At 64.9% G+C, this 22,149-nt stretch carries 17 protein-coding genes; 4 read left to right on the forward strand and 13 right to left on the reverse strand.

Going from position 1 to position 22,149, the window contains the following annotated elements; translation table 11 throughout:
* Positions 1-13 precede the first annotated feature (13 nt).
* The 8 genes from DU478_RS13490 to DU478_RS13525 form a co-directional block, all read right to left on the reverse strand.
* Positions 14-781 carry an L-iditol 2-dehydrogenase gene (locus DU478_RS13490; RefSeq protein WP_114511495.1) on the reverse strand — a complete coding sequence of 256 codons (768 nt, stop codon included), beginning with the start codon at positions 779-781 and terminating at the stop codon, positions 14-16.
* Entirely contained in the window at positions 778-1,782 is a 1,005-nt protein-coding gene (locus DU478_RS13495) for an ABC transporter ATP-binding protein (RefSeq protein ID WP_114511496.1), read from the reverse strand. Before DU478_RS13495 ends, DU478_RS13490 begins: the two co-directional genes overlap by 4 nt.
* A 150-nt stretch (positions 1,783-1,932) precedes the next feature.
* On the reverse strand, positions 1,933-2,763 hold the full coding sequence (locus tag DU478_RS13500; protein WP_114511497.1) for a carbohydrate ABC transporter permease: 831 nt from the start codon (positions 2,761-2,763) through the stop codon (positions 1,933-1,935).
* Positions 2,764-2,775: 12 nt separating this feature from the next.
* Positions 2,776-3,642 (reverse strand): carbohydrate ABC transporter permease, encoded by an 867-nt coding sequence (locus DU478_RS13505; protein WP_114511498.1) that lies wholly within the window; start codon positions 3,640-3,642, stop codon positions 2,776-2,778.
* Positions 3,643-3,757: 115 nt separating this feature from the next.
* The gene (locus tag DU478_RS13510) at positions 3,758-5,065 is read right to left on the reverse strand and encodes an ABC transporter substrate-binding protein (protein ID WP_114511499.1); all 1,308 of its coding nucleotides are present in this window, start codon (positions 5,063-5,065) and stop codon (positions 3,758-3,760) included.
* Between the two features lie 89 nt (positions 5,066-5,154).
* The gene (locus DU478_RS13515) at positions 5,155-6,189 is read right to left on the reverse strand and encodes a LacI family DNA-binding transcriptional regulator (protein WP_114511500.1); all 1,035 of its coding nucleotides are present in this window, start codon (positions 6,187-6,189) and stop codon (positions 5,155-5,157) included.
* Positions 6,190-6,310: 121 nt separating this feature from the next.
* On the reverse strand, positions 6,311-7,837 hold the full coding sequence (locus DU478_RS13520) for a cryptochrome/photolyase family protein (RefSeq protein WP_233501260.1): 1,527 nt from the start codon (positions 7,835-7,837) through the stop codon (positions 6,311-6,313).
* The gene (locus DU478_RS13525) at positions 7,834-8,499 is read right to left on the reverse strand and encodes an SDR family NAD(P)-dependent oxidoreductase (protein WP_114511502.1); all 666 of its coding nucleotides are present in this window, start codon (positions 8,497-8,499) and stop codon (positions 7,834-7,836) included. Before DU478_RS13525 ends, DU478_RS13520 begins: the two co-directional genes overlap by 4 nt.
* 381 nt (positions 8,500-8,880) lie before the next feature.
* Between DU478_RS13525 and DU478_RS13530 the strand changes: the two genes are divergently transcribed.
* On the forward strand, positions 8,881-10,458 hold the full coding sequence (locus DU478_RS13530; protein ID WP_114511503.1) for a 2-isopropylmalate synthase: 1,578 nt from the start codon (positions 8,881-8,883) through the stop codon (positions 10,456-10,458).
* A gap of 207 nt (positions 10,459-10,665) precedes the next feature.
* Here the strand turns inward: DU478_RS13530 and DU478_RS13535 are convergent, their stop codons facing one another.
* The 3 genes from DU478_RS13535 to DU478_RS13545 form a co-directional block, all read right to left on the reverse strand.
* A complete protein-coding gene (locus tag DU478_RS13535; RefSeq protein WP_114511504.1) occupies positions 10,666-12,201 on the reverse strand; it encodes an alkaline phosphatase D family protein in 1,536 nt (511 codons plus the stop codon).
* A 188-nt stretch (positions 12,202-12,389) separates the two neighbouring features.
* Positions 12,390-14,180 carry a gamma-glutamyltransferase gene (gene ggt / locus DU478_RS13540; RefSeq protein WP_114511558.1) on the reverse strand — a complete coding sequence of 597 codons (1,791 nt, stop codon included), beginning with the start codon at positions 14,178-14,180 and terminating at the stop codon, positions 12,390-12,392.
* A gap of 95 nt (positions 14,181-14,275) precedes the next feature.
* On the reverse strand, positions 14,276-15,262 hold the full coding sequence (locus tag DU478_RS13545; RefSeq protein ID WP_114511505.1) for a 2-hydroxyacid dehydrogenase: 987 nt from the start codon (positions 15,260-15,262) through the stop codon (positions 14,276-14,278).
* A gap of 105 nt (positions 15,263-15,367) precedes the next feature.
* Here DU478_RS13545 and DU478_RS13550 point away from each other — a divergent pair, with 105 nt between their 5' ends.
* Entirely contained in the window at positions 15,368-15,871 is a 504-nt protein-coding gene (locus DU478_RS13550; protein ID WP_114511506.1) for an SH3 domain-containing protein, read from the forward strand.
* Positions 15,872-15,904: 33 nt separating this feature from the next.
* On the opposite strand, the gene DU478_RS13555 is transcribed toward DU478_RS13550, so the two are convergent.
* Complete coding sequence (locus DU478_RS13555) at positions 15,905-16,972, reverse strand: Hint domain-containing protein (RefSeq protein WP_199488342.1); 1,068 nt, start codon at positions 16,970-16,972, stop codon at positions 15,905-15,907.
* 424 nt (positions 16,973-17,396) lie between these two features.
* On the opposite strand from DU478_RS13555, the gene DU478_RS13560 reads away from it, so the two are divergent.
* Positions 17,397-20,192: a calcium-binding protein gene (locus DU478_RS13560; RefSeq protein WP_114511508.1), complete on the forward strand. Its 2,796-nt coding sequence runs from the start codon at positions 17,397-17,399 to the stop codon at positions 20,190-20,192.
* 103 nt (positions 20,193-20,295) lie between these two features.
* On the opposite strand, the gene DU478_RS13565 is transcribed toward DU478_RS13560, so the two are convergent.
* Complete coding sequence (locus DU478_RS13565) at positions 20,296-20,952, reverse strand: GntR family transcriptional regulator (protein WP_114511509.1); 657 nt, start codon at positions 20,950-20,952, stop codon at positions 20,296-20,298.
* 144 nt (positions 20,953-21,096) lie between these two features.
* Between DU478_RS13565 and dctP the strand changes: the two genes are divergently transcribed.
* Entirely contained in the window at positions 21,097-22,083 is a 987-nt protein-coding gene (gene dctP, locus DU478_RS13570; RefSeq protein ID WP_114511510.1) for a TRAP transporter substrate-binding protein DctP, read from the forward strand.
* The last annotated feature ends 66 nt before the right edge of the window (positions 22,084-22,149 follow it).

Raw genomic sequence — 22,149 nt, forward strand, 5'->3', positions numbered from 1 at the left:
GCGCCCGGCGCCGTCAGCTCATCCACTGGCCGCCGTCGACGTTGTAGGTTTGCGCGACGATGTAGCGGGCCTCGTCGGTGGCGAGGAAGATCGCCATGCCGGTCAGATCCTCGGCCACGCCCATGCGCCCGAAGGGCACGGCCTCGCCCACTTCGCGTTTCTTCTGGCCCGGCGCCTTGCCTTCATACTTGGCAAAGAAGGCGTCGACCCCGTCCCAGTGTTCGCCGTCGACCACGCCGGGCGCGATGGCGTTCACGTTGATGCCATGCCGGATCAGGTTCAGCCCCGCCGATTGCGTCAGGCTGATTACCGCGGCCTTGGTGGCGCAGTAGACCGCCACCAGAGACTCGCCGCGCCGACCGGCCTGGCTGGCCATGTTGATGATCCGGCCCTTCACGCCCTTGTCGATCATGTGCCTTGCCACAGCCTGCATCGTGAAGAGCGTGCCGCCGACGTTGATGTCCATGACGCGGGAATAATCTGCACGGGTGATCTCGACGATGGGGGCCGCGGTGAAAAGCGCGGCGTTGTTCACCAGGATGTCGATCTGGCCGAACTCTGCCGCCACGGTGTCCACCGCGGCGTCGATGCTGGCCTGGTCGGTCACATCCATCTGCACCGCCAGCGCGCCGATTTCGTCGGCTGTGGAGCGGGCGCGGTCCATGTCGATATCACCGATCGCGACGCGCGCGCCCTCGGCGACATAGGCCTCTGCAAAGGCGCGGCCGATGCCGCGCGCCGCGCCGGTGATCAGCGCGGTCTTGCCGTTCAGTCGTCTCATGCGATTCGTAGACCCTGTTCGTCGAAGCGGTGGATCGAATCCTCGCGCGGCGTCAGGTACACGGTGTCGCCGTGGCGGAAGCCCACCTCGCCATCGGCCCGGACGGTGATCGTCTCGGCCAGCCCGGTGTCGTGGATATGGAAGAAGGTGTCGGATCCCAAGTGCTCGGACACGCCCACCCGACCGGTCCACTGGCCGTCGCTGTCGGAAATGGCGATGTGCTCGGGGCGCACGCCGATGGTCTTGCAGTCGTGCTTGGCCGCCTCTGCCCCGTCGATGAGGTTCATCTTGGGCGAGCCGATGAAGCCCGCGACGAAGACGTTGCGCGGCGCGCGATAGAGCTCCAGCGGGCTGCCCACCTGTTCGACATAGCCTGCGCGCAGCACCACGATCTTGTCGGCCATGGTCATCGCCTCGACCTGGTCGTGGGTCACGTAGATCATGGTGGTCTTGAGCTTCGCGTGCAGTTCCGAGATCTCCATCCGCATGCCCACCCGCAGCGCCGCGTCGAGGTTCGACAGCGGTTCGTCGAAGAGAAAGGCCGCCGGTTCGCGGACGATGGCGCGGCCGATGGCGACGCGCTGGCGCTGACCGCCGGAGAGCTGCCCAGGACGCCGTTCGAGGTAGTCGGTGAGGTTCAGCGCCTTGGCGGCGGCATCGATGCGGCGCTTCTGCTCGTCCTCGGGGATGCCCGCCATACGCATGGGAAATGCGATGTTCTTGCGCACCGACATATGCGGATAAAGCGCGTAGGACTGGAACACCATCGCCAGGCCACGCTTGGCGGGCGGGATGTCGGTGGCGTCGTTGCCGTCGATGCGGATCTGGCCGTCGGTCACGTCCTCGAGCCCGGCAATCAGCCGCAGCAGCGTGGACTTGCCGCAGCCCGAGGGGCCCACGAAGACAGTGAACTCTCCGTCCTCGATGGTCAGGTCCAGCGGCGGGATGACTTCGACATCGCCGAAGCGTTTGACCACCTTGTCGAGCGTGATGCGTCCCATTGGAGTCTCCTTGTCGATGCCCTGGCGCTAGCGCGGCTGACGGGCGGTCTCTGTCGATGCCCTATCGCGTTCGCTGCTTGAGGGCGGTCTGTGTCGGTGCCATTTGCGGGCGGTCTTCGGATGTCCCGCCGCCGGGGCGGCGGGCACTGTTCACTTCACGGCGCCGAAGGTCAGGCCGCGGACGAGTTGCTTCTGGCTGAACCAGCCGAGGATCAGGATCGGCGCGATGGCCATGGTCGAGGCGGCGCTGAGCTTGGCGTAGAACAGGCCTTCGGGGCTGGAGTAGCTGGCGATGAAGGCCGTCAGCGGCGCGGCCTTTGCGGCGGTCAGGTTCAGTGTCCAGAACGCCTCGTTCCAGGCCAGGATAACGTTCAAGAGCAGCGTCGAGGCGATGCCGGGAATGGCCATCGGCGTCAGCACGTAAAGGATCTCTTCCTTGAGCGTGGCCCCGTCCATCCGCGCCGCTTCGAGGATCTCGCCGGGGATTTCCTTGAAGTAGGTATAGAGCATCCAGACGATGATCGGCAGGTTGACCAGCATCAGCACGATGGTCAGGCCGATGCGCGTGTCGAGCAGCCCCATCTGGATGAAGATCAGGTACATCGGGTAGAGCACACCCACCGCCGGCAGCATCTTGGTCGAGAGCATCCAGAGCAGGATGTCCTTGGTCCGGCGCCCGGGCACGAAGGCCATGGCCCAGGCCGCGGGCACCGCGACGATGATGCCGAGGATGGTCGACCCGCCGGCGATGATGATCGAGTTCCACAGGAAGCGCATGTAGTCCGAGCGTTCCTGCACCACGGAGTAGTTCTCCAGCGTCCAGTCGAAGAACAGGAACACCGGCGGATCGGCGATGGCGGTGGCCTCGGTCTTGAAGCTGGTGAGCATCGTCCAGAGGATCGGGAAGAAGATCAGCAGACCGACGCTCCAGGCAGCCAGGGTGGTGATCGCTTTGCGGCGGGGTGAGGCAGCACGGGCCATGATGATCCCTCCTCAGGCGTCGAGGTTCTTGCCGACGATCCGCATCAGGAAGATCGCGACGATGTTGGCGAGGATGATGGCATAGACGCCACCGGCGGAGCCGAGCCCGACGTTCTGGCTTTCCAGCACGCGCTGGAAGATCAGATAGGTCAGCGTGCGGGTGCCGAAGGACCCTTGAGTGGTCACGAAGATTTCGGCGAAGATCGACAGAAGAAAGATCGTCTGGATCAGCAGCACGACGGTGATCGCGCGGCTCAGGTGCGGCAGGATGATGAACCAGAAGCGTTTCAACGGCGGCGCACCGTCCATTTCGGAGGCCTCGAGCTGTTCGCTGTCCAGCGACTGGATCGCGGTCAGCAGGATCAGCGTGGCAAAGGGCAGCCACTGCCAGGACACGATCAGCACGATCGAGAAGAGCGGCGCCTCGGACAGCCAGACCACCGGGTCGGCACCGAAAAATTTCCACAGGTGGGCGAAGAGGCCGTTCACCGGGTCCATGAACATGTTCTTCCACACCAGCGCCGACACGGTCGGCATGACGAAGAAGGGTGCGATGACGAGGATCCGGACGATCCCCTGCCCCCAGAACGGCTGATCCAGCAGCATCGCCAGCAGGACGCCGAAGCAGATGGTGATGGCCAGCACCCCGCCGACGATCACCAGCGTCGCCTGAACGCTGGGCCAGAAGGCCGAAGAGCTGACGAAGCGGACGTAATTCTCGAAGCCGACCCATCCCAAGTCGCCGCCGCGCAGCGGCAGGTATTGCTTGAAAGAGAACAGAAGGGTCATCGCCAGCGGCACCAGCATCCAGCCCAAAAGCAGGATCACTGCAGGCGCCATCATGATGCGGGCGGCGGATCGGGAATGCTGAGTGGCCATTGTCGACGCTCCTTCACGGGCGCGAGGCCTGGCCCGCGCGGCATGTCAGTGGGAAAAGCGGATCACAAGGTCCGGGGGCAGAACCTGCCCGCCCCCGGGCCCCGGGAGGAGAGATTTAGTAGCCTGCGGCTTCCATCTCGTCGGCGACAAGCGCCTGTGCCTTGGACAGCGCCTCTTCGGGCGTCTGCTGACCTGCGACCATGGCCGAGAATTCCTGACCCGCAGAAGTGCCGATGCCCGCCCATTCCGGGATCGCGACATACTGCACGCCCACATAGGGCACCGGATCGACGGTCGGCTGGTTGGGGTCCGCCGCCTGGATCGAGTCCAGCGTCATCTGCGCAAAGGGCGCCTCTTCGAGGTAGGTCTCGTTCTCGTAGAGCGAGGTGCGGCTGCCCGGCGGGACGTTGGCCCAGCCTTCGTTCTCGGCCACCAGCGCGAGGTAGTCCTTGGACGTCGCCCAGGCGATAAAGGTCTTGGCCGCGTCGGTCGCGTCAGAGCCCGCCGGCACGGCCAGCGCCCAGGCCCAGAGCCAGTTCGCGCGCTTGCCCTTGCCCGCATCCGGCGCCAGCGCAAAGCCGACGCTGTCGGCCACGGTGGAATCGTTGGGGTTGGTCACGAAGGACGCCGCCACGGTGGCGTCGATCCACATGCCGCACTTGCCTTGCTGGAACAGCGCCAGGTTCTCGTTGAAGCCGTTGTTGGACGCACCCGGCGGGCCATAGTTCTGGATCAGGTCGTTGTAGAAGGTGACCGCCTCGGCCCATTCCGGGCTGTCGAGTTGCGGTTCCCAATCCTCGTTGAACCAGCGCGCGCCGAAGGAGTTGGCGACGGTGGTGATGAAGGCCATGTTCTCGCCCCACCCGGCCTTGCCGCGCAGACAGACGCCGTAGATCTCGTTGTCCTTGTCGGTCATCGCTTCCGCAGCTTCAGCGATGAATTCCCAGGTCGGCGCCTCGGGCATCTCCAGCCCGGCCTGTTCCATCAGGTCTGTGCGGTACATGACCATCGAAGATTCACCGTAGAACGGCGCGGCATACAACTGGTCCTCGTAGCTCAGACCGGCGCGCATGGCGGGAAGAATGTCGTCGGTATCGTAGTCGTCGCCCAGGTTGTCGAGCGGCTCGAGCCAGCCCTGTGCGGCCCAGATCGGGGTTTCGTACATGCCGATGGTCATGACGTCGAACTGACCGCCGTTGGCGGCGATGTCCTGGGTGACGCGCTGGCGCAGGACGTTCTCTTCCAGCGTGACCCATTCAAGCTGGATATCGGGGTTCTGCGAGGTGAAATCCTCGGCCAGGCCCTGCATGCGGATCATGTCGCCGTTGTTGACGGTGGCGATTGTGATGGTCTCGGCCATCGCGCCGGTGGCGGTCAGCAGCGCAAGCGCCGTCGCCGCACGAAGTGCGTTCTTGGGGTACATCCGGTCTCCTCCCTGAGTTGTACGAGTCAGTGATCGCAGAAAGGTGACGCGCCGTCAATAAAATTTTTACGCGCGATAATTTTTGAATGTCAGGCCGACGCCCGCAGCACCAGACGCGGGGTCACGAGCGTCTCTTTCCGCTGTCCAAGACTGCCCCCCGATTCGATCAGTTCGAAAAGCGATTCGACCGCGCGTCGCGACACCACCTCGTAGTCATGGGCCGCCGTGGTCAGCGCCGGACAGGTGTAGCGCGCGTAAGGATGATCGTCATGCGACGCGACCCGCAGGCCGTTCTCCACCCCGTGCCCGACGCGCACACCGCGCTCGTAGCAGGCCGCGAGAAAGCCGATGGCCAGGCGGTCGTTGGAGCACAGCACAGTGCGCGTCGGCAGCAGCCCTTTGTCGAGCACCGACAGCCCTCCGAGGTACCCCACCCGCTCGAAATCCCAGCCCTGCCCTTCGACCCGGATCAGGTGCGGCTCCAACCCCAGCTGCTCCATCTTGGCAAGGTAGGCATCGTGCCGCTTGAAGGCGTTGGGGTTGGCCGGCTCGGTCATCTCGAAGAAGCAGGGCGATTCGCCGGTGCGGGTCAGGTAATCCACCGTCTGCGAGACGAAACTCACGTTGTCCGAGCCGACAAAGGCCTCGCCCACCCCGTCGATATTGCTGTCGAAAAGGATCGTCGGCACGTCCTTGCAGAATTTCTCGATCTCCGAGCGGTCGGAATTGCGCCGCCCGAGCGGCGCCATCAGCACCCCGGCCGGCTTCAGCGACCGCAGCGAATCGAGGATGTCGTTTTCGAAGGCCTGCTTGCCATGCGCGCTGAACAGCGTTGGCTGAAACCCCGCGAGAATGCACCTCTCCTGCAGGTTGCGCGCGATCTCGGCAAAGAACGGGTCGGCGAGGTAGGGCACCACGATGCCGATATTCTTGGTCAGTTTGCGATTCTGGTTCATCGCGAACATGTTCGGCCGGTAATCGTATTTCTCCAGCGCCGCCTCGATCCGGTTTCGGGTACTGGGCCGCACGCTGTCGGGATCGTTGAAGTATTTCGACACCGTCGGACGCGAGATGCCGCTGGCGGCGGCGAACTCTTCCATGTTGCGGAATTTCGGTTGTTTCATCGTCCGGGGTCCGGGTCAGTGCGTTTGGCGCGCAGACTAGCGCGCACTTTACGCGCGCAAAAGTTCTTTTCGAAAATTTTACCTTTATTAACGATCAGAAATTTTCCGGCAGGTCACGGAGTCAGACGACCTCGCCCGCGCTCAACCGATCGAGGAAGGCGTCCGCCTCTTTCAGAACCGTTTTTCGACGATCCTCGTCCATCCGGTCCCAGGTGCGGTACATCTGCGCCATGCGTGGATTGTTCTCGAACCTCTCGCGATGCCGCGTCAGGAAATCCCAGTAGAGCAGGTTGAACGGGCAGGCCCCCTCCCCTGTTTTCTTCGTCACAGAGTAGTGACAGGATTTGCAGTAATCCGACATGCGGTTGATGTAGGCGCCGCTCGACACGTAGGGTTTCGACGCGATCACGCCGCCATCGGCGAACTGGCTCATGCCCACGGTGTTGGGCGCCTCGACCCATTCGAAGGCATCGACATAGACGCGCAGGTACCAGTCGTGCACCTCGGCGGGGTTCACCCCTGCGAGCAGCGCGAAATTGCCGGTGATCATCAGCCGCTGAATATGATGGGCATAGGCCTCGTCCCGGGTCTGCTCCACCGCCTTCGACAGGCAAAGCATGTGCGTTTCGCCGCCCCAGTAGAGCCAGGGCAGCTTGCGCTGATGGTTGAGTCCGTTGCGCCGCGGATAGTCCGGCCCTTCGTGGAAATAGATGCCGCGCACGTATTCTCGCCAGCCGATGATCTGGCGGATGAAGCCTTCGACCGCGTTGATCGGCGCATGCCCGTCGCGATAGGCCGCCTCGGCAGCCTCGCAGACCTCCATCGGCGACAGCAGCCCGATGTTGAGATAGGGCGAGATCAGCGCATGATACAGAAAGCGGTTGTCGCGCAGCATCGCATCCTGGAGATCCCCGAACTTGGGCAGCGCATGTTTGATGAAATGCGCCAGCGCCCGCCGCGCCTGGCCCTGGTCGGTGGCAAAGTGAAACGGGCGCAGCGTGCCGAAACTGTCGCCGAACCGCGCCTCCACGAGGTCCAGCACCGCCTCGACGGTCTCGTCGGGGGTGAACTGCATCGGCCCGCCGAAATCGACCTCGTCCGGCGCCGGCTTGCGGTTGTCGTGGTCGAAATTCCACTGCCCGCCTTCGGGCTTGTCGCCATCCATCAGAAAGCCGGTCTTGCGCCGCATCTCGCGATAGAAATACTCCATCCGCAGCGCCTTTCGGCCTTTTGCCCAGTCCTCGAATTCCTCCAGAGACGCGATGAACCGGTCGTCGCCGAGCATCCGCAGCCTGAGCGGCATGTCCTCAAGCGCCGCGATCAGCCGCCATTCGCCGGGCCGCGTGACCAGCACCTCCTCTGCGCCGGTCTCCTCGGCCCGCCGCAACAACTCTCCGGGGATCGACCCGGCGTTTTCGGTGTCGTCGAGTTCGCTATAGCGCACGTCCCAGCCGTCGTCGCGCATCCGCGCCGCGAATTTCCGCATGGCGGCAAAGATCAGCGCGATCTTCTTGGGGTGATGCTCGACATATTCTGCCTCGGTCATGACTTCGGCCATGACCACGATATCGCCGTCCCTGTCGGCCGCCTTGAGCGCCGACAGATCCTCGGACAGCTGGTCGCCCAGCACCAGAACCAAACGGGTCACCAAGGCACCTCCTCGCCCTGCCAGTCGAAGAATTTCCCGGTGTCTTCCGGCCCCAGCCCATCGATCACCCGCAACAGGTTCTCCGCCGCCTCCGCCGCAGTGACCGTCGGGTTGTGATCCTGGTAGCCTTCGGTGAACCGCGTCTCCACCGTGCCGGGATGCAGCGCCGCCACGCAAAGCTGCCGGTGTGTGCGCCCCAGCTCGACCGCGGCGCCATGCAGCACCTGGTTCACTGCCGCCTTGGCGGTGCGGTAGGAATACCATCCGCCCAGCCGGTTGTCGCCAATGCTGCCGACCCGCGCCGACAGCGCCGCAAAGACCGCGGGCTCCCGCCGCGGCAACAGCCGCACGCTGTGTTTCAGCACCAGCGCCGGCCCCACGGCATTGAGCATAAACTGGTCGACCATGGCCTTCGCCGTCAGCGCCTTCAGCGCTTTTTCCGGCTGCGCGCCCTCGATGACCAGCGCGCCCGTGGCCACGAAGACCAGGTCGAACGGCCCCTCGAGCGCACCCAGGTGCCGCTCGACAGAAGCCTCGTCGGTCACGTCCAGACCGTCGCCCGACCGAGACAGCCCCGTGACAAAGACGCCCCGCGCCTCCAGTGCCTCCGCAACCGCGGATCCGATGCCGCCGCTGCGGCCGATGATCAATGCCCTGTCCATGCCCCGGACCTAGCCGCCGCCCCTCCCGGTTCAAGCGCCCTGTTCCGCCGCCCTCACCAGGCGCCTAGGTCCTCCCTTCTTCGGTTTCGAAAATACCTCGGAGGTTTGGAGGCAGAGCCTCCATATGCGCGGCACGCGCATCCCGCAACGCCGCCTCCATCTACCGCAATTCCCGCTTTTCATTTGCCCGCAGCCTCCCTAAACTGCGCCACATGATGACACCGGCCCATATCGCATTTGCAAACCGCGCCCCCGGCGCGGCGCTGCTGCGTGGCCTGCTTCTCCTAATCCGCCTCTGAGCGTGCCGTCACGGCGCGACCGCTCAGAGGAGGCTTCGTCCGCGCCGGACCACCAGGAGAAGATCGAGAGAGAATATCAGACATGACCGTATCCGACACATCCCCCGCGAATGACCGTGTGGTGATTTTCGACACCACCTTGCGCGACGGCGAACAATCCCCCGGCGCCACCATGACCCATGCCGAAAAGCTCGAGATCGCAGAGCTGCTGGACGACATGGGCGTCGACATCATCGAGGCCGGCTTTCCCATCGCCTCCGAAGGCGACTTCCGCGCCGTCAGCGAGATCGCGCAACGCTCCAAGGACTCGGTGATCTGCGGGCTCGCCCGCGCGCAATACGCCGATATCGACCGCTGCTGGGAGGCGGTGAAACACGCGAAACAGCCGCGCATCCACACCTTCATCGGCACCTCGCCGCTGCACCGCGCGATTCCGAACCTCACCCAGGACGAAATGGCCGAGCGCATCCACGACACGGTCACCCACGCCCGCAACCTCTGCGACAATGTGCAGTGGTCGCCGATGGACGCGACGCGGACCGAGTGGGACTACCTCGCCCGCGTCGTCGAGATCGCGATCAAGGCCGGGGCCACCACGATCAACATTCCCGACACCGTGGGCTACACCGCGCCGGTGGAAAGCGCCGACCTGATCCGCAGGCTCATCGCCGAGGTGCCGGGCGCCGACGAGGTGATCTTCGCCACCCATTGCCACAACGATCTGGGCATGGCGACGGCCAACAGCCTCGCCGCCGTGGCGGGCGGCGCGCGGCAGATCGAATGCACGATCAACGGCCTTGGCGAACGCGCCGGCAACACCGCGCTCGAAGAGGTGGTGATGGCGCTCAAGGTCAGGTCGGACATCATGCCCTGGCACACGCGGGTGGACACCAAGAAGATCATGCACATCTCGCGCCGCGTCGCGACCGTCTCGGGCTTCGCCGTGCAGTTCAACAAGGCCATCGTCGGCAAGAACGCCTTCGCGCACGAGAGTGGCATCCACCAGGATGGCATGCTCAAGAACGCCGAGACCTTCGAGATCATGCGTCCCGAGGACGTGGGCCTTTCGGCGACCAACCTCGTCATGGGCAAGCATTCGGGCCGCGCCGCCCTGCGCGACAAGCTGCGCCAGATGGGTGTCGAGGTGGGGGACAACCAGCTCAAGGACATCTTCGTGCGGTTCAAGGAACTCGCCGACCGCAAGAAAGAGGTCTATGACGACGACATCCTCGCCCTGGTGACCGCGACGACCGAGGGCGCGGCCGACCGGCTGCAGATCGTCAACCTGCGCGTTGTCTGCGGCACCGGCGGCCCCGCCGAGGCGCAGCTCGAGATGGAGATCGACGGCAAGGAAGTCTCGGCCAGTGCGCAGGGCGACGGCCCTGTGGACGCCAGCTTCAAGGCGGTGCGCGAACTGCATCCCAACGCCGCGCGCCTGCAGCTCTACCAGGTCAACGCCGTGACCGAGGGCACGGACGCCCAGGCCACGGTCTCGGTCCGGCTCGAAGAGGACGGCATGATTGCCACCGGCCAGTCGGCGGACACCGACACGGTGGTGGCCTCGGCCAAGGCCTACGTCAACGCGCTCAACCGCCTGCTGGTCCGCCGCGACAAGGTCGGCAAGGACGTCAAGGAAATCAGCTACAAGGATGTCAGCTGAGACGGATCGACCGGCCCGCCGCATGCTGCGGGCCGGTTCGTTTCGCGACATCGCTCCGGCGTCAGGCCGGCAGCCTGACCCGCCCGTGACATGTCGCAGGTCCGGGTTTTCCTCACCGGCCCGCATCGTTGTCCAAGCGCCGCCAGAGTATCCGCGGCGGCACCGGTGGACAGGGTTGCCCCGCCGTCAGGCGCTTCGTGCCTCCGGTCAGACCGTCTTCGGCTCCAGCTCCACCGACCAAAGCTCCACATCGGCGCTGTCCATCAGCCGCACCGTCATCACGCCGGTATCGGCGGCAATGTCGACCTTGCCGAAGAATTGCAGCCCGTCGCTCGGCGGCAGATTGGCCTGTCCCGCCTCGGGATGCTTGGCAAAGCGCACCTCGGGGCCGAAAGTGTTGTCATAGTCCGACGGGCCGAACGTCCCGGCGTGCAACGGGCCCGAGACGAATTCCCAGAACGGTTCGAACTCCTGGAACACCGCACGGTCGGGGGAGTAGTGATGCGCCGCGGTATAATGCACATCCGCCGTCAGCCACACCGTGTTGGCGATGCCGGCCGCCTTGATGAACGACAGAACGGCCGCGATGTCCTGCTCGCGCCCCAGCACCGGGCCGTCGCCGTTGGCGCCGTTCTCCATCGCCGCGTCGCCGTCGCGCACCATCATCCCGATGGGCATGTCGGAGGCGATGACCTTCCACGTTGCGGTCGAGGCGATCATCTCGCGCTTGAGCCAGGCCAGCTGGTCGGGCCCGAGGAACGGCGTGCCGCCTTCTTCGGTATTGGCGGTGTTGTCGCCGCGATAGCTGCGCATGTCGATCACGAAGATATCCAGAAGCGGTCCGTAGGAGACCTTGCGATAGACCCGCATCGGCTCGGCCAGGGTCTGGCGCGTCGGCATCATCTCGTGAAACGCCCGCGCGGCCCGGGCCGACAGGGTCTGCATCGACTTCACCGTGTAGCGGTCGTCGGCGGCCAGCACCTCGTTGGGGTACCAGTTGTTCGTCACCTCGTGGTCGTCCCACTGCGAGATCATCGGCACAGCGGCATTGAAGGCCTGCACGTTGCGGTCCGTGTAGTTGTAGAGGTGTTGGCCGCGAAATTCGTCCAGCGTCTCGGCCACCTTGGTCTTGGCCGGGGTCACGAGGTTTTTCCAGATCGTCCCGTCCGCCAGTTCGACCTCTTCCTTGAGCGGGCCGTCGGCATAGACCGTATCGCCCGAATGCAGGAAGAAGTCCGGGCGGTGGCTCAGCATCGTGGCATAGGTGGTCATGCCGCCGCGATCCTCGTCGATGCCCCAGCCCTGCCCCGCGGTGTCCCCCGACCAGACAAAGCTCACGTCCCGGTTACCCATAGGAGCGGTCCTGAACTTGCCCAGGACCGGCTCTGACAGGGTGTTGTCGGCAAGATCGCTCATGGTCACGCGGTAGAAGACGTCCTGATCGCTGGGCAGGCCGGTCAACGCCAGCTTGCCGGTGAAATCGGTCGGCGTGCCCACGGCAAGGCCCGGCACTGTGCGCGGGTCGGACAGGCTCTCGGTGGTGGACCATTCCACCTTCATGCGCGCCTCGCGGTCGGCGCGCGCCCAGATGACCGCGCCGTCATGGGCGACATCGCCCGACATCACGCCGTGGGTGATCAGCGGGCGCGATTGCGCGCGGCTGAGCGCCGGGACGCAAAGCGCGGCGCCCAGCGCGGCACCCCCCAGCAGAGTCTGACGGCGGGAAAAGGAAATGCGCGGCATGTGGAACTCCCTAATGGCTGTTTCGCCGGGGAGCTTCTGCAGGGATGGTAACAACCTGTGGTCGCCGGGACGACAGAACCGTGAAGATTTGGTGATGACCGCAGGCCCGCGCGGTTCCGGTCATATGCGACAGGCGGCCCGACGTCTCGATGCGGCAGCGACAGCCCCGCCCTTTCGGGAAGATCCAGCTATTCGCCCAGCGCGATCCCCTCGCGCCGCGGGTCGGCGCCGCCGCGCAGGCCGTCCGGTGTCACTGCAATGGCGTGCAGGCCGGAGTTGAGGTCGCGCAGGTTCACTTCGTAGCCCAGCGCCTCGAGATCCGGGGCGAGCGTTTCCAGAGGCGTGCCCATTTCCAGGTCGAAGGCGCCGAAGCGGTTGACCGCGTGGCCGATGCTCACCGCCTGCTGCACATCGAGGCCCCAGTCGACGTAGGAGATGATCGCCTTGGTCACGTAGCCGATGATGCGGCTGCCGCCAGGGCTGCCCACGACCAGCACGGGCGCCCCGTCGCGGCGCAGGATCGTCGGCGCCATGGAGGAGCGCGGGCGCTTGCCCGGCTCCACCCGGTTGGCGATGGGCACGCCGTCCGCATGGCTGCGGAAGGAGAAATCCGTCAGTTCGTTGTTCAGCAGGAAGCCGCTCACCATCAGCCGCGAACCGAAAGCGTTCTCGATCGTGGTCGTCATCGACAGCGCGTTGCCGAAGCTGTCGACGATGGAGATATGCGAGGTCGAGGGGAACTCGATGCTCTCGTCCTCGGCCCAGTTCATCGCGTGGTCGAATTCGGGATCGCCGGCGCTGACTTCGGGCAGCGCATCGTCGCCCTGCAAAAGCTCCGCCCGCTGCGCAAGGTAGCCTTCGGCCACCAGCCCGGTGACCGGAACGGGAACGAAATCGCTGTCGGCCATGTAGCGGCCCCGGTCGGCAAAGGCCAATCGCGAGGCATCGCCGATGAGCCGCCAGGCTTCGGCATCGGCCACGCCCGGCATCTCGAACCGGTCGAGCATACCGAGGATCTGCCCCACGGTCAGCGCGCCAGAGGATGGCGGGCCCATGCCGCAGGCCTCGTATCCGCGGTAGGGCACGCAGACCGCGGGGCGTTCCTTGACCTCGTAGATGGCGAAGTCGGCGGGGGCCAGCACGCCCGGGTTGCCCTCGGCGCCGCGCACGCGATCGACGATGGCCGTGGCGATGTCGGAGGTATAGAAGACATCCGCGCCCTCGGTCGCGATCCGGCGCAGCACCTCCGCATAGGCGGCATTCGTCAGGGTCTGTCCGGCCTCAATCGGCGCGCCCTCGGGCAGGAAATAGGCGGCGGTGTCGGGAAAGCGGGCCAGACGCTCGGCATCCTCGGCCACCAGCGACGCCAGCCGCGGTGACACGGCAAAGCCGTCCTCGGCCAGCGTGATGGCCTCGTTGAAGAGGCCCGACCACTCCGCCGTGCCCCAGCGGTCATGCGCCGACTGCATCAGTGCCGGGGTGCCCGGCACGCCGACCGACCGTCCGCCGACCACCGCGTCGAAGAAATCGAGCGGCATGCCCGCCTCGTCCTGGAAGAGCCGCGGCGTCGCGGCCAGGGGGGCGGTCTCGCGCCCGTCGAGCGTGGTGATCTCGCCGCTGGCGCCGTCGTGCCAGACCAGAAAGGCCCCGCCGCCCAGTCCCGAGGATTGCGGTTCGACCAGCCCCAGCACCGCCTGTACTGCGACCATGGCGTCCGCAGCGGTGCCGCCATCGCGCAGCACCCGCGCCCCGGCGGATACGGCGTGCGGGTTGGCCGCGGCGATCATCCAGTCCCGCGCTTCGAACGGCCGGCCCTCGGCCTTGGCCCGCAGCGCGTCGGCCACGGGTTCCGAGATGGCTTCGAAGGCGCCTGCGTCGATGGACGTGGCGCTTTCGGGCGCCACGGCATCGGCCGCCTCCTGCGCCCAAAGCGGCCCGGTCAGAGCGAGGAAAGCGCCTGAAATCAAAGCTATACGAATCAACACGACCCCTCCGAAATCCCACCACGCGAAAAGGTTAACACGGTTTCCACAGGCGGTTGAGGACAAAGGGCGGTCATTCTGGCGCGGATTGGCTACAGCATCGACGGCACGACCTGGTCCGGCGGCCGGTGGCCGTCGGCGAAGGTCTTGACGTTCAGCAGCACCTTCTCGCCCATCTCGATCCGGCCCTCCAGCGTGGCCGAACCCATGTGCGGCAGCAGCACGACATTGGGCAGCGCGCGCAGGTCCGGATTCACGTCGGTGCCGTGTTCGTAGACATCGAGCCCCGCGCCGGCCAGTTCGCCCGATTTCAGCATCCGCGCCAGGGCGTTTTCGTCGATCACCTCTCCGCGGCTGGTGTTCACGATCACGGCGCTGGGTTTCATCAGCTTGAGCCGCCGGGCGTTGAGCAAGTGGAAGGTCGAGGGCGTATGCGGACAGTTGACCGACAGTATGTCCATGCGCGCCACCATCTGGTCGAGGCTGTCCCAGTAGGTCGCCTCGACCGCTGCCTCGGCTTCGGGGCGCAGGCGGCGGCGGTTGTGGTAGTGGATCTGCATGCCGAAGGCGCGGGCGCGGCGCGCCACCGCAGTGCCGATCCGGCCCATGCCGAGGATGCCGAGCCGCCGCCCGCCCAGCCGGCCGCCGAGGAAGGCCGTGGGCGCCCAGCCGGTCCAGTCCCCGGCCTGCATGGTCGACAGGCCCTCGGGGATGCGGCGGGTCACCGACAGCATCAGCGCCAGGGTCATGTCGGCGGTGTCCTCGGTCACCACGCCGGGGGTGTTCGACACCAGGATCCCGCGGCTGCGGGCGGTGGCCACGTCGATGTGGTCGACCCCGGCGCCAAAGCTCGCGATCAGGCGCAGCCGCTCTCCGGCCTGGCCGATGAGGCCCGCGTCGATCGTATCGGTCACGGTGGGCACCAGTACGTCCGTGTCCTGCATGGCGGCAGCCAGTTCGGCCCGGGTCATCGGCGTGTCGTCGTCGCGCAGGCGCACGTCGAAAAGCTCGGTCAACCGGGTTTCGACCGCTTCCGGCAAGCGTCGCGTAACGACAACACTCAGACGTTTTGATGGCATGCCCCGGCTCCTCGCTCTTTCCCTTGTCGCCCCGTCTTGGCACAGTGTCCGAAGTCAGGACGGGGCACAAGAACTCCGCCGGAAAATCTCTGGGCAGGATCGGGAATGATCAGGAAACTTTGGGGACTGGGGCTGTGTCTGGCCCTGCTGTGCGGGGCGTCTCTGGCGCAGGCCGCCGAAGAACGCGGGCCGGTCACGAACCTGCCGCTGCCGCGGTTCGTGTCGATGAAGGCCGGAGAGGGCAACGTGCGCCGCGGCCCGTCGCTGACCCACCGTATCGACTGGGTCTACACGCGCCGCGACATGCCGCTGGAGATCACCGCCGAATACGGGCACTGGCGCCGGGTGCGCGACCGCGAAGGCGCCGGCGGATGGGTACACTATTCGCTGCTCTCGGGCGTGCGCACGGTCATCGTCGAAGAGGATATGCTGGACATCCGCAGCCGCCCCGATGTTGCCGCGCCGGTCGAGGCGCGGCTGCGCGCGGGCGTCATCGCCTATCTGGGCGAATGCGCGCAGGACTGGTGCGAGTTGCAGGCCGGCGGCTATGACGGCTGGGCGCGCCGCAGTGCGCTTTGGGGCGTGACCGCCGCCGATCTGCAGAACTGACCCGGGTGCCGCCGCGGCCGGCGCGCCGCCGTTTCAGGCCGCTTCGTGCATCAGGATTGCCGCCTCGGACGGCGTCAGGTTGCGACGGGCATATCCACCGTAAACATTCGGATTTTCGGAAACGCCGGGCAGATGGCGCTGCAGGCGAAGGCGGTCACCTTCGGCCAGCGTCGTGAGCGCGGTGCTGGCGGGATGGAAGCTCTCGGTCTCGACCCCGTTGGCGAAAAGCACCTCGTGGCGCGGCAGCAGCAGGTGCACATAGGTCACTTCGCGCGCCTGGCTGTCCAGAACCACGGTACTGCCGTTGATCAGGTCACGCGCGGCGACCAGCACTTCGGAGGTGTTGAACAGCGACTGCGCCACAGCGCCGCGCACGACCATGCGATGCTCCGGCGACACCAGAAATTCCTCGTCGGGACGTTCGATCCCGAAGGCGCCGGCGCGGATTCGGATCGGCCGCAGACGCGGCATCGCGAAAAGCCGGGCGCCCGACATGCGGCGGCTGCCGATCCACTGCACCTGCTGCGCGCCGCTGTCCTTGGTCTGCACCCAATCGCCTTCGCGCAGGTCCTCGACCCGGACAAACCCATCGGGGGTGGTCAGTCGCGTTCCAGGCGTGAAACAGATTACCCCGCCGCCCTGTTCGGCGCTTTCCGCCTGCATCAGCCGCGGCTCCAGCGTGTGGTGCACGATCCAGAGATCGCAGCTCCGCGGCGGCAGTTCGTCGACGAACATCAGCAGCGGGGCCGTGTCCGGCGCCACCTCGATCAACGTGACGGTGTAGCTTTGCGCGCCGTCGGTGACGACAAAGGAACTGTCCGCCAGCGGATGCGACACCTCGATGTCGCCCGGTCTGCGTGTGTCCGCAACGGCGGCGCCGACCAGCCGGCGCACCATCCGCGCGGCGCGTCTGCGAATATCCGCCTCGCCATCCGCCTGATCCAGTCGCAGCAAGGATGTCGGCCCGTCGACCCGGACCGCGTCTCCCTTCCATGACCATGCCGCCCCCACTGCAAGGGATGACACCGGAGCGGCCTTGAGACCGTCTATGTCCGTTTGCGACCAGGAGATGACGAACGTGCCTCGAAAGCCCGTTCCCATGATACCTGTATGCCTGCTCTTGTCTTTTTATAATTGAGTCAGATTTAACAGACGGGGCGTGTTGTGAAAAGCCTGACGGCACCCAAGGCCTGTCCCGCCATGTGTCCCAAGACATAGTGGTTGCAATTCAGCAACGCCATTTTCGCCCGAAGGTTGAGCAGTCGCGTCGAGAGATCGACCGATCAACCAATAGGTGCGCAGACTCGATCAACACCCGTAAACCTACCAAATTTTGTGAATTGCGGGATTGACCAAACATTGAGCATTTGAAAAGTTGTTCGGGCGCGAAACGCGTCAAATCCATCAAGCTGGACCGTCAATTTGCCTTAATGCCATTTTCACGACATCCGTTTCAGAACTGGCTTGCGATCAGCCAGAAATGCGGTCCACGTCCTGAAAGTGGTTTCGAACCAAAGAGAAGCCCATGACCACATACACTTACGATTCCATATTTTTCACGTTCGGCAATGACGATCTTGTCGAGGACTTTTCGTCCTCCAGCGTATCGCTCGTTACCGCGCCGATCATATCCGCACTGGACTACTCATTCGGCTCCGAAACCAACGAAGACGGCCTGCGCAACATCGCACCGGTCAATGCGAATGAAATCTACACATTGCTGATCGACGGGCAGGTTGACCGCGATGAGTTCGTGACGGTGGCAAAGGTCGACTGGAACGACGGCGGCGTCAATAAATCCACTTTCATCATTCTCATCGAAGACGAAAATGGCGGGAATCATGTCGTTTTCCTCGGCGGCGACAACCCTCAGCTTGTTTCGGCCGCTGCATTCGATGAGTTCAATAGCAAGGTCACCGGAATCTCCAACCCATTGAGCGGCCCGTTCTCGCCAGGGTCCCCAATCGACTTGAATGCCATCCCGACGGTTTCCGTGACCAACAACGATCTCATCATCGGCTTCGACGACGGCGAAGTCCTGAACGGCGGCATCGGCAATGACACGATCATAGCCGAAGGTGGCGACGATACGATCATTCCCGGACAGGGCGAAGACGTCATCAATCCCGGCACCGGCAACGACACCGTTGATCTGACGCGTGTCGGCGGTGACGACTCCTACCTTGTCATCGACCATTCCGACCTGAACAGCGGCATTTTAGCTTCGATCAACGGCCGGACCAACACCGCCACGATCAACAAGTTCGCGCAAGGGACCACCACGCTGATCAACGTGCGGGACGAACTGAGCCTCGAGGGGATGGGCATCCACGGCACCTCCACAGGCGACAGTTTCTTTGCCGTCATCGGCGGGGACGATTTCCTCGCCATCCGGCCCGGCGAGGGCGATGACACCATCGAAGTAGGGGCCGCGAACGAAGGCTACATCCGGCTCGATTACCGCGACTCTGCGGACGCGGTGCAGGTCGACCTGGACGCCGGCACCGTGCAGAGAGGCGTGTTCACCGACACGATCATCGGCGTGATCCCCGAAGTGCGCGGCTCCAACAACGATGACACGCTGATCGGCAACAGTCTCGATAACATCTTCAACCCCCGTCGCGGCAACGACACGATCGACGGCGCGGGCGGCTTCGACCTTGTGCGCTATGACCGCAACGGCGTCACCGCTCTCGAGGTCGATCTCGAAGCGGGGACGGCGATCGGCACCTGGGACGGCCAGGCCTTTTCCGACGAGCTCGGCAACATCGAATACATCCGCGGCTCGCGGGTTGGGAATGACAGCATCGTCGGAAGCACAGGCGGCAACCGGCTGCGCACTTTCGATGGCAGCGACACGATCAACGGCAACGGTGGCGACGACATCATCGAGGATCTCGGCGACAGCGGGACCGATCTTGCCATCGTTGCAAGCACCCTCGACAACATCAGCAAGACAGAGATCGACGGCAACAACGCTCTGGTTATCTTTGCCAGCACGGGCATCAGCTCCTACTTCGGCATCGAACAATTCCGGGTCGGGAGCACCACATACACCCAGCAGCAGCTGATCGATGCAGTCGCGGGTAACGTCCCGCCGCCGGCCGGTCCCAGCAACGGCGATGACGATATCCTCGGCACCGACGATGCGGAGTTCATCGACGCTTTGGCCGGCAACGACGACGTGGACGGCGCAGGCGGCGATGATACGATCGACGGCGGCACCGGCAACGATACGATTGATGGCGGCGACGGCACGGACACGGCCCTCTTGAACGTCAATCTGGACCAGGTCGGCACCGTGACGCAGAACAACGACGGGTCGATCACCATCGTTTCGGCGCAGGGCACGGATACCTACACCAATGTCGAACTCTTCGATCTGAACGGCACCGTGGTAACCGCCACCGCAATCCTGGGCGGGCCCTTCAGCACCGAGGAGAGCGAAGGCGACGACATCCTGACCGGCGGCACTGAAGACGACAGGATCGAAGGCGGCGATGGCAACGACACCATCAACGGCGGCGACGGCAACGACGGGCTGAAAGGCGGGAACGACGACGACCTGCTGGTCGGCGGTCCGGGCGACGACCGGCTGCCCGGCGAAGGCGGCAACGACACGATCATCGGCAATGCCGGCAACGACCGCCTGGGCGGCGGACCCGGCAATGACCTGATGATCGGCGGCCTTGGCAACGACAGCGGCGGCGCCGGGCCGGGCGACGATACGATCTATGCCGGTGACGGAAACGACGTCTTCAACAGCGGCATCGGCAACGATTATATCGACCAGGGTGCGGGCGACGACCGCTCGGGCGGCAGTTTCAACAACGACACGATCTTTGGTGGCACCGGCAACGATACGATCGGCGGTGGCGAAGGCTTCGATCTGCTCTATGGCGAAGACGGCGACGACCAGTTCGGCGGCGGCGGCTTCAACGACACCATCTTTGGCGGCAACGGCAACGATCTGATCAACGGCGGCGAAGGCAATGACCTGTTGCACGGCGACGCCGGGAACGACACGCTGAACGGTGGCTTCGGCAATGACACCGTCATTGGCGGCTCTGGTGCCGACGAATTCTTCTTCAATTCGCTCTTCGGCGACGGCACCACGGTGGTGGAGGACTTCGAGCAAGGCGCCGACATGCTGCGCTTTGTCGGCCTGCGCAGCACGGACCGCGATATCGAACGCCTGAACATCACGAACACGACGTTCGACGGACAGCAATCAGTCACGATGAGCTATGCCGATCACACGGTTATCGTGCTTGGCGAAAACGCCAATTCGTTCGACGACAGCGACTTCCTGTTCGGCTGATCCGGCTTCACGGAAAATGCGGGCGGTCCGGTCTCCGGGCCGCCTTTTTCTTTTCGGCAGCTTGCGCCGTGACGTCGCGTTCACGTGCCGAACTGCGCCGCACCTACTGCGCCGCGGTGCGCAGGCTCGCCATCAACTGGTGGAACTTCTCGCCCTGCACCGCCACGTGGTCGCGCAGGGTATCGGCGGCGATCGCGGCATCGCCCGAGCGCAGGGCGGCGACGACGGTTTCGTGTTCGGCCATGGACTGCGCCATGCGCCCGCGCCAGCGCAGCTGCACCCGGCGGAAGGGCTTGAGGCGACGGTGCAGGCGCAGCGCCTCGGCCTCGAGCACCGCGTTGCCCGATTGCCGGTAGATCACGTGATGAAAAACCTCGTTGGCATGGTAGTAGCCATCGGCGTCGCCGGCCGCCACCGCGGCCTTGCAACGGCGGTTCGCTTCTTCGAGGTCGTCCAAGGCCGCGTCCGAGATACGCGATGCCGCAAGCCGCGCGCAGGAGGCTTCGAACTCGGCCATGGCTTCGAACATCTGCATCAGCTCGACCGGGCCGGGCTGGCGGATGAAGACCCCGCGCCTTGGCCGCTGCTCGGCCAGCCCCGAGGCCACAAGCCTTTGTAAAGCCTCGCGAATCGGAGTTCTCGACACCCCGAATCGCTGCGCGAGGGTGATCTCGTCCAGACGGTCGCCGTCGCCGTATTCGCCGGAAAAGACCAGCTCTTCCAGGGCATCGGCAATCTCGATCGGGTGCGGTCTGTCCATGGCGATAGTCTACGTTAGACAGATGTTTGTCGGCAAGATGGAATTTCTTGTATACAAGATGTTTGACTCCGCATGCGCAATGAGTCAGGCTTCGGCCAAGCCCCGTCGGAGGAGGTCGGGGTCAAATCCGGGAGGAGAGAAAGAATGAAGTACCTAGCAACCACCGCCATCGCTGCATTGACCGCGGCGAGCCTGGCATCCGCCGCACAATCCGCGGAACTGCGCCTGTCGCACCAGTGGTCGAATTCGGACGTGCGCCACCAGGTCGCGCAGATCGTCGCCGACGAAGTCGCCGCCGCCGATGTCGACCTCGACATCCGCATCTTCGGCTCGCAGTCGCTGTTCAAGGCGCGCGAGCAGTACACGCCGCTCAGCCGCGGGCAACTCGACATGACCGTGCTGCCGCTGAGCTATGCCGGCGGACAGCAGCCCGCCTACAACCTCACGCTGATGCCCGGCCTGGTGAAGAACCACGACCACGCCGCGCGGCTGGTCGAAAGCCCGTTCATGGACTCGCTCGAAGAGATCATGGCCGGCGATGACGTGATGGTGCTGGTGCACGGATACCTGGCGGGCGGTTTCGCCGGCAAGGAGGGCTGCATCACCGCGCCCGACGACGTGCAGGGCAAGCAGACCCGCGCCGCCGGCAAGGCGTTCGAGCAGATGCTCGCGGGCGCCGGCGCCTCGATCGCGTCGATGTCCTCGGCCGAGATCTACAACGCCATGCAGACCGGCGTTCTGGACGCGGCCAACACCTCGTCCTCGAGCTTCGTCAGCTACCGCATCTACGAGCAGGTGGCCTGCTACACCCCGCCGGGCGATTACGCGCTGTGGTTCATGTACCAGCCGCTCTTGATGAACAAGAGCACCTTCGACGGCCTGACCGAAGAGCAGCAGGCGGCGCTGATGGCCGCCTCGGAAAAAGCGCAGGCCTTCTATCTCGAAGAGGCCAAGAAGGAAGATGCCGAAAGCCGCACGGTCTTTGCCGACAACGGCGTGGAGATCGACGACATGACCGCCGAGGAATTCGCCGCCTGGCAGGACATCGCTGCCGAGACGTCCTACAAGGCCTTCGTCGAGGAAACGCCGAACGGCCAGGAACTGCTCGACATGGCGCTGTCCGTCGAGTGATCCCGCTGCGGGCGCGCCGCGCAAGGCGCGCCCCACCCTGCCCTTACCCACAGTCCCGACAGGAGG

Origin of the sequence: Thalassococcus profundi (assembly GCF_003344785.1) — a bacterium.
Lineage (GTDB): Bacteria > Pseudomonadota > Alphaproteobacteria > Rhodobacterales > Rhodobacteraceae > Puniceibacterium > Puniceibacterium profundi.

What these genes read in the sequence shown, in the direction of transcription:
- DU478_RS13560 (WP_114511508.1), top strand. Translation starts at nt 17,397, where the DNA reads ATGACCACATACACTTACGATTCCATATTTTTCACGTTCGGCAATGAC.
- DU478_RS13555 (WP_199488342.1), bottom strand. Translation starts at nt 16,972, where the DNA reads ATGGGAACGGGCTTTCGAGGCACGTTCGTCATCTCCTGGTCGCAAACG.
- DU478_RS13550 (WP_114511506.1), top strand. Translation starts at nt 15,368, where the DNA reads ATGATCAGGAAACTTTGGGGACTGGGGCTGTGTCTGGCCCTGCTGTGC.
- DU478_RS13495 (WP_114511496.1), bottom strand. Translation starts at nt 1,782, where the DNA reads ATGGGACGCATCACGCTCGACAAGGTGGTCAAACGCTTCGGCGATGTC.
- DU478_RS13530 (WP_114511503.1), top strand. Translation starts at nt 8,881, where the DNA reads ATGACCGTATCCGACACATCCCCCGCGAATGACCGTGTGGTGATTTTC.
- DU478_RS13500 (WP_114511497.1), bottom strand. Translation starts at nt 2,763, where the DNA reads ATGGCCCGTGCTGCCTCACCCCGCCGCAAAGCGATCACCACCCTGGCT.
- DU478_RS13505 (WP_114511498.1), bottom strand. Translation starts at nt 3,642, where the DNA reads ATGGCCACTCAGCATTCCCGATCCGCCGCCCGCATCATGATGGCGCCT.
- dctP (WP_114511510.1), top strand. Translation starts at nt 21,097, where the DNA reads ATGAAGTACCTAGCAACCACCGCCATCGCTGCATTGACCGCGGCGAGC.
- DU478_RS13510 (WP_114511499.1), bottom strand. Translation starts at nt 5,065, where the DNA reads ATGTACCCCAAGAACGCACTTCGTGCGGCGACGGCGCTTGCGCTGCTG.
- DU478_RS13525 (WP_114511502.1), bottom strand. Translation starts at nt 8,499, where the DNA reads ATGGACAGGGCATTGATCATCGGCCGCAGCGGCGGCATCGGATCCGCG.
- DU478_RS13545 (WP_114511505.1), bottom strand. Translation starts at nt 15,262, where the DNA reads ATGCCATCAAAACGTCTGAGTGTTGTCGTTACGCGACGCTTGCCGGAA.
- DU478_RS13490 (WP_114511495.1), bottom strand. Translation starts at nt 781, where the DNA reads ATGAGACGACTGAACGGCAAGACCGCGCTGATCACCGGCGCGGCGCGC.
- DU478_RS13515 (WP_114511500.1), bottom strand. Translation starts at nt 6,189, where the DNA reads ATGAAACAACCGAAATTCCGCAACATGGAAGAGTTCGCCGCCGCCAGC.
- DU478_RS13565 (WP_114511509.1), bottom strand. Translation starts at nt 20,952, where the DNA reads ATGGACAGACCGCACCCGATCGAGATTGCCGATGCCCTGGAAGAGCTG.
- DU478_RS13535 (WP_114511504.1), bottom strand. Translation starts at nt 12,201, where the DNA reads ATGCCGCGCATTTCCTTTTCCCGCCGTCAGACTCTGCTGGGGGGTGCC.